2 protein-coding genes are annotated in these 7,343 nt (G+C 34.2%); both read left to right on the top strand.

Features of this window, described 5'->3' with window-relative positions; translation table 11 throughout:
* Positions 1-2,952, top strand: a 2,952-nt coding sequence (locus F6K22_RS25185) for a PAS domain-containing protein (protein ID WP_293104283.1), incomplete at its 5' end; no start/stop codon positions are given.
* A 2,152-nt stretch (positions 2,953-5,104) separates the two neighbouring features.
* Complete coding sequence (locus F6K22_RS25190) at positions 5,105-6,940, top strand: putative bifunctional diguanylate cyclase/phosphodiesterase (RefSeq protein ID WP_293104286.1); 1,836 nt, start codon at positions 5,105-5,107, stop codon at positions 6,938-6,940.
* The last annotated feature ends 403 nt before the right edge of the window (positions 6,941-7,343 follow it).

Raw genomic sequence — 7,343 nt, forward strand, 5'->3', positions numbered from 1 at the left:
CACAGTATAGAAGAACTATTAGCAGTATCTTATCTTGAATTTGTACACCCAGAAGACAAAAATATTACTATTGCAGAAACAAAAAAGGTTTCTGAGGGTGCTACAGTTTTGAATTTCCAAAATCGTTATCGCACAAAAGATGGTTCTTATAGATGGTTAGCTTGGAATAGCGTTCCTTTACCAACAGAAAATTTAATCTACGCAGTGGTACGAGATATTACAGATGAAAAGCAATCTATAGAACAGCTTTTTATGAATCGAAGACAATTAATAGAAGCTGAAAAAATTGCTGATATGGGAAGTTGGGAAAATGATTTAACTACAGGTGAGTTTAAATGTTCAGAACAATTATATTGTATTTTTGGTTTACCTTTGTCATCAAATTTTTTAACTAGGGAAGATTATCTCAAATTAGTTCATCCTGATGATTTACAAACAATAGAAACAGCAATTGATTCAGCAATTAACCAGGGTCAAGGCTTAAAAATTGAGCAAAGAATATTATGCCCCGATGCGACACTAAAACATATATTAATTAGTGGAAAACCTATTTTGAATGAGGAAGGTAAAGTAATCAAACTTTTCGGCACAGTTTTAGATATTACGGAACGCAAACAAACAGAAATAGCATTACGAGAAAGTGAAGACACGTTTGATCAAATAGCGGAAAATATTAACAGTTTTTTCTGGATACAAAATCCCCAAAATAATCAAATTATTTATGTTTCTCCCAGCTATGAAAAAGTATGGGGTTATAGTTGCGATGAGTTATACGCATCACCAGACTCTTTTCTAGATATTATCGATCCAGAAGACCGCCAAAAAATCGGGGAAACTTTAGCAAACTTTCTGGAAGCAGAAGACCAACAAGAATGTCGCATTCTACTACCTAATGGGGAAATACGTTTGATTTTGATTCGTGGGTTTCCTATCAAAAATCAGGTAGGGGAAGTTTATAGAATAGCTCGAATAGCACAAGACATTAGTGAAGATAAGCTGGTAGATACAAAGCTACAATTGATTCAAGAACGACTGCAACTTGCATTAGAAACTTCAGGAGATGGTTTATGGGATTGGAATATTACTACAGGAAAATGTTATTACAGTACCCGATGGTTAGAAATGTTAGGGTACGAGGAAAATGATCTACCTAGAAACTTTAAGACTTGGGAAATGCTAATTCACCCGGAAGATCAAGACTGGGTGATGGGTGCTTTGAATTTACATTTAGAAGATAGTTCATTTATATTTGCCTTCGACTATCGACTACGAACTAAGTCTGGTGAATGGAAGTGGATAGCAACATACGGTAAAGTAGTAGATCGAGATGAAACAGATAAACCAGTGAGAATGATTTGCACTCATACAGATATCAGCACTCGCAAAGCAGCAGAAGTAACTCTCCAGAAACAACTAGAATTGGAAAAGCTCGTTTCTACTATCTCCACTAGTTTTATTAATCTTAATCCTAACGAAGTTGACAGCAGTCTCGAAATAGCATTAAAACAGGTTGGTGAGTTAACAGGTGCAGATCGTAGTTATCTGTTTTTAGTAAGTAGCGACCGAACTCAAGTTAGGAATACTTATCAGTGGTTCGCTACAGAAGTAGAAGGTCAAATTGACAATCTACAAAATCTTCCCGTAGATGATTTACCGTGGTTAATGGATCAACTCTATAAATTTGAAGTGGTGCATATACCTCTAGTCTCGAATTTACCTCTAGAAGCAAGCACTGAAAAACAAATACTCTCAGCACAGTCAATTCAATCCTTGTTATGTATCCCTATGGTTTCTGGAAGCCAATTAATAGGTTTTATTGGTTTCGATGGAATTCGTCAATTATGCAAGTGGACAGATTCTACAATTAATCTGTTAAAAATTATCAGTGAGATTTTTGTTAGTGCTTTAGAATATCAAGAAGCAGAGTTAGCACTTCGGGAAAGCGAAAAACGCTTTCGGATGATGGCAGATAGCGCTCCCGTATTAATTTGGATGTCTCGAAAGGATTCCCTTTTTAGCTATTTTAATCAAACCTGGTTAAACTTTACTGGACGTAGTTTACAACAAGAAATAAGAAATGGTTGGCAACAGAGTATCCACCCTGAAGATTTGGAAAATTATCTGGAAACTTATCAAGCAAATTTTCATACTCGCCAACCATTTACTATTGAATATCGTTTGAGAAAAGCAGATGGTGAATATCGTTGGGTTTTCGATACAGGGGTTCCGAGATTTAACTTGAATAATAGTTTTACTGGTTATATTGGTAGTTGTATTGATATTAGCGATCGCAAACAAGCAGAAGCACAAATTCAAAATTCTCTCCAGGAAAAAGAAGTTTTGCTCAAAGAAATTCATCACCGAGTTAAGAATAATCTACATATTATTTCTAATTTATTAGATTTACAATCAGATTATATTGAAGATGAAAAAGTTCTAGATTTATTTGCTGATAGTCAAAATCGGATTCAAACAATGGCTTTGATTCATGAACAACTCTATCAGTCAAAAGATTTAGGGAAAATTGATTTTAGTGAATATATTCATACTCTGATGGACAATTTGTTATCTTCCTACAGTAACAGAGAAAGTATAATTAATCCGATAATTAATGTAGAACCTATAAGTCTGAATTTAGAAACAGCCATTCCTTGTGGTTTACTAATTAATGAATTGGTAACTAATTCCTTAAAATACGCTTTCCCTAATGGTGAAAATGGGGAAGTTAGTATTGAATTACATCAAGATGAACAGGAAAAAATTCACCTTACAATCGGAGATAATGGTATTGGAATGCCGGCAGATTTTGATTGGCAGAATAGTTCTTCTTTAGGTTTAAAGTTAGTGCGGATTCTCTCTAAACAATTAAAAGCTGAAATAGAGTTTGATGCTACTCAGGGTACAGTAGTTAATTTAATATTTTCTCCTCTTAAGTACAAACCTAGATTTTAAACTAAGAGGAAGAATAAAGAAGGTAAATATTATTTTTTCTGGTGCAGGGAGTAGGTGAGAGAGGAGGTTCCATGTAAGCATTCAGCTAGCTCGCGGTGAGCATTCAGCAAATAATGAATAATTCCTGATCTGGTTAAAAGAGTATACTTTAGTCGTGCCTTTTAATTCTCTTATGCGACTAATTTCTCCTTCATCTGAGTAATATAATAAGTTAGCTGACGGCTGAATGCTTACGGTTCCATATAATATCAAATCTGGTTGAATACTTATTATATAGTTGGGGGAGTAGGGTAGTAGGGGAGCTTACAAAGGTAAGTTTTTAATAAAGGATTGAGTAATCACTTTTATTCAGTCTCTCCCCACACGGACTACATGGACCACACTTTTTTTACATCAAAGGTAAAAAACCTACCCTTGAGAGGAGTAGGGGAGTAGGAGAGATTGAAGGCTTGAAGTATAGTTAAGTAGTCGTGCTTTTAGGAATTTCCTAGTTAAGAAAGGGAACACTTAACTGAGAAAATTTAACAAGAAAATAGGATGTGTAATTAATTTTGCATAGGAACTTATAAACATATACTATATAACCGGATTCTATATAATAGACACAGGCGTGATAATAAAAAATCAAATAAATTATCCCACATAAATAATCAATTTTTCCCCCTACTCTGTACGGACGTTGCATGCAACGTCCCTACTCCCTCTTTTCCAGAGAGTCTAATACCAAGCATGAAAAAAGAATGTGTCGTGCTTTTAGGAATTTCCTAGTTAAGAAAGGGAACACTTAACTGAGAAAATTTAACAAGAAAATAGGATGTGTAATTAATTTTGCATAGGAACTTATAAACATATACTATATAACCGGATTCTATATAATAGACCTCTCCAGAAAATAAACTTGCTCTTTATCCAAGACAAGTTATAGTTGTAAAATTCAGTGAAAAAATCATTTTTCGTATTTTTTTCGTCAAAATAAATTCCCTTTTCCCTACTATAGCAAAAAGTCCATATTTTTTTCGGAGATGTCTAATAGACATAGGCGTGATAATAAAAAATCAAATCAATTATCGCACATAAATAATCAATTCTTTCCCCCTACTTCCTACTCCCTACTTCCTACTCCCTACTTCCTACTCCCTACTCCCTACTCCCTACTCCCTCTTTTCCAGAGAGGTCTAATACCAAGCGTGAAAAAAGAATGCCACAAATAGTAAGGGGGATAAAAATATTTTTCAGAATATTTCCCTTTGACAAAGCGGTGCGACCCCGCGACCACCCCAGTCGCAAGCGGTCGTTTGCGGAACATGACCTAGAATGGGATGGCGTTAGCGCACTTCGGAGCTCCTCTGCAAGAGGCAGCAGGTCCGTAGGAGCGGGTTGCCCGCTCTTAACAGAGCCGCGTTTCATGTCGCGTTTGCGTTAGCATTCCGTAGGAAAGCGAAACGCTTTTCATGTCAGCGATAGCTGAAACGCCATATCCAATCCACCAAGAGAGAGAACGCGCACCAAGAGAAAAAGATAATTTCCGATTTAAAACATGGTATTAAAGGCATTCATTATGACTCCTGACTCAAACAAAAATCCCCTAGTCAAAAGATTTTTTTATTGTTCCCTATACCTTATATTATGTCCGGATAATTAGTGATGAAAAAACAACTCTATCTTGATTTTCCCCCATCTTAAATGGTACTAAAGTAAGAGACTGTTTGTAAAAGAAATATAAAAAGGAGATAGGGAACACTTAACACTTAACTGGGAACACTTAACTGGGAACAGGTATGGAGGGAGGAAGAAATCAAGACAACTATTTGTAAGTTAAAAATCTACAAATATATGTACCTTTCCACCTCTGGCATCTACCAAATTTCAATCTCTTGAAGTACTACCGCTTTTAGATTTTAGTCACTACGCATCTCTCTTAATACTTATTTTATAAACAGTCTCTAAGACAGCAAAGCGACACCTTCTAATTTTCTCCTTTCTCCCTCCTCTTTCATTCTGACTCCTGAGGACTCCCTCATTATTTATTAACTATTAAACCGGACATCATATTATTTCTTGTTCCTTGTTCCCTCTTCGCTATAGCTAAAGTTTTCAAACATTTTTAAACCAGTGGTATAATTTATAGATTGATACATGCAGGTAAAATTTTATGAATGTTAATAAAAATACTTCTCAAACTCCCAAATCTCCTACGAAAATTTTAGTTGTTGAAGACGAACTAATTGCAGCAGAAAATATCGCTAGAAATCTTAAAAAATTAGGATATGAAGTAATTGGAATTGTAGACTCTGGTGAAGAAGCTATTGAAGCTGCAACAAATAACCATCCTAATTTAGTGCTAATGGATATTATGCTTCAAGGAGATTTAGATGGTATCGAAGCTGCTGGACATATTCGCTCTGAATTAAAAATACCTGTTATTTATATGACTGCTTATGCAGATGATGATACATTAGGGCGAGCAAAATTAACCGAACCTTATGGTTATTTAGTCAAGCCATTTAAACCTCAAACTTTAAGAACTACAATTGAAATTGCTCTGCAAAAACATCAAGGTGAACAATCAGTAGAATTATCCTACATTAAGGAAATTGAAGAGGTAAAAAATAAGCTCGATCAGTTAACAAATCAAGAGGAGCTAACTTCTCTGACGAATCGCATCATCCTATCAGATAAGTTTGCTAAAGTTGTTAGTAAAATCCCAAGTTTTAAGGAACAAAATTCTCAACAAGAAAAAGATTTTACACCAACTATTTCTGTGATTTGTTTAGGCATTAATCGCTTCAAGCGGATCAATGATTTAGGATACGAGTGGGGCGATCTATTAATTAAATCTATAGTGAAAAGAATTAATAAGTTTATTAGTAAAAACAGTATTATTGCTCGCTTAAATACAGATGAGTTGGTAATTATATTGGAACCAATTAATACGAAAAGCGAAACTACAGTTCTAATCCAAAATATTTTAGAGGAATTTACTCAACCTTATGTATTAAACAAACAAAAGTTTTTGATTAGTGCTAATGCTGGAATTACTCTTTATCCTGTTGATGGTGAGCAACTTGGAAAATTACTTTTAAAAGCCAGGAATGCTATGGAATATAGTCGAATACAGGGAGATAATCGATTTAATTTTTATAAAAAAGAAGCAGGTAAACATCAAAATAATAATACATTAAAGTTAGAGAATAATTTATATTCAGCTTTGTCAAATAAACAATTTAAAATTTACTACCAACCAATAATTAATTTAAAAACAGGTCAAATTGTTGGTGCTGAAGCTCTAATACGCTGGCAAACTTCTGATGGTTCTATAATATTACCCGGACATTTTTTACCATTAGCAGAAGAAACAGGATTAATTGAAGCAATAGGGGAATTTGTTTTGAAAAGTGCTTGTGAAGATGTTAAAGCGTTGCAAGATATTGGATTAGGAAAAATACGAGTAGGAGTTAACATATCTGCTCGCCAATTAAATCAATTAGATTTACGCAAGAAATTAGTTAAAGTTCTTTTGAATAGTGGTCTAGCTCCTAATTATGTCGAATTAGATATTAATGAAAGTGTATTGATTACAAATCAAACAACAGCTATGCGAAGTTTGCATGGTTTAAAAACTTTAGGTATTCAAATTGCTATAGACGATTTTGGTACAGGTTATTCTTCCTTAAGTTATCTGGAAAAATTTCCTATTGATTCGATAAAAATCAATCAAAACTTTATTAGAAAAATCAATATTAATTCTACTAACCAAGTTATAACATCAGCAATTATTTCAATGGCTCACAAACTAAATATGCGAGTCATCGCTGAAGGAGTCGAAACTGAAGAAGAATTAGCTTTTTTAGTTAAACATAACTGCGATGAACTTCAAGGTTATGTATTTAATCGTCCATTACCTTTGGTAGAATTTGCATCTTTAGCAGAATCTTTAGCTGGTTGTCCTCAGATGATTAATGATTGGATAAATCAAAACAAAAGTTGAAATAATCAAAACAAGTATCTGTGTAAAACGGATTTTAATCATGCTGGGTCTACGGAAAACTTAACAGGATACAAAAAATATATTCTGAGTAAATAGATATACAAATTAAGGTAGTCCTGCATGGTAATGGTGAGGATATATATTTTTTAATTTCTCCCACACTCCCTATTTCCCCATCTCCCCAAACTCTAGGTGCTTCCTTTAGCATTAGACATCTCCGAAAATAGTAAAACACTTACTATAACTATCTTTTGGCGAGCGATATAGCTGCCGCACTTGCTCCCTCCGCCAACGCAAATACTTAAGATAGTTGATTTTTACGGTAAAATCAATATTATAGATACTTACTATTAAAAACTAGCTCAAAAATAGCCATATCAACTCAATAATTGCGATTAGCGAG

It is taken from the genome of Okeania sp. SIO2F4, from assembly GCF_010672385.1.
In the GTDB taxonomy this organism is placed as follows: domain Bacteria; phylum Cyanobacteriota; class Cyanobacteriia; order Cyanobacteriales; family Microcoleaceae; genus Trichodesmium.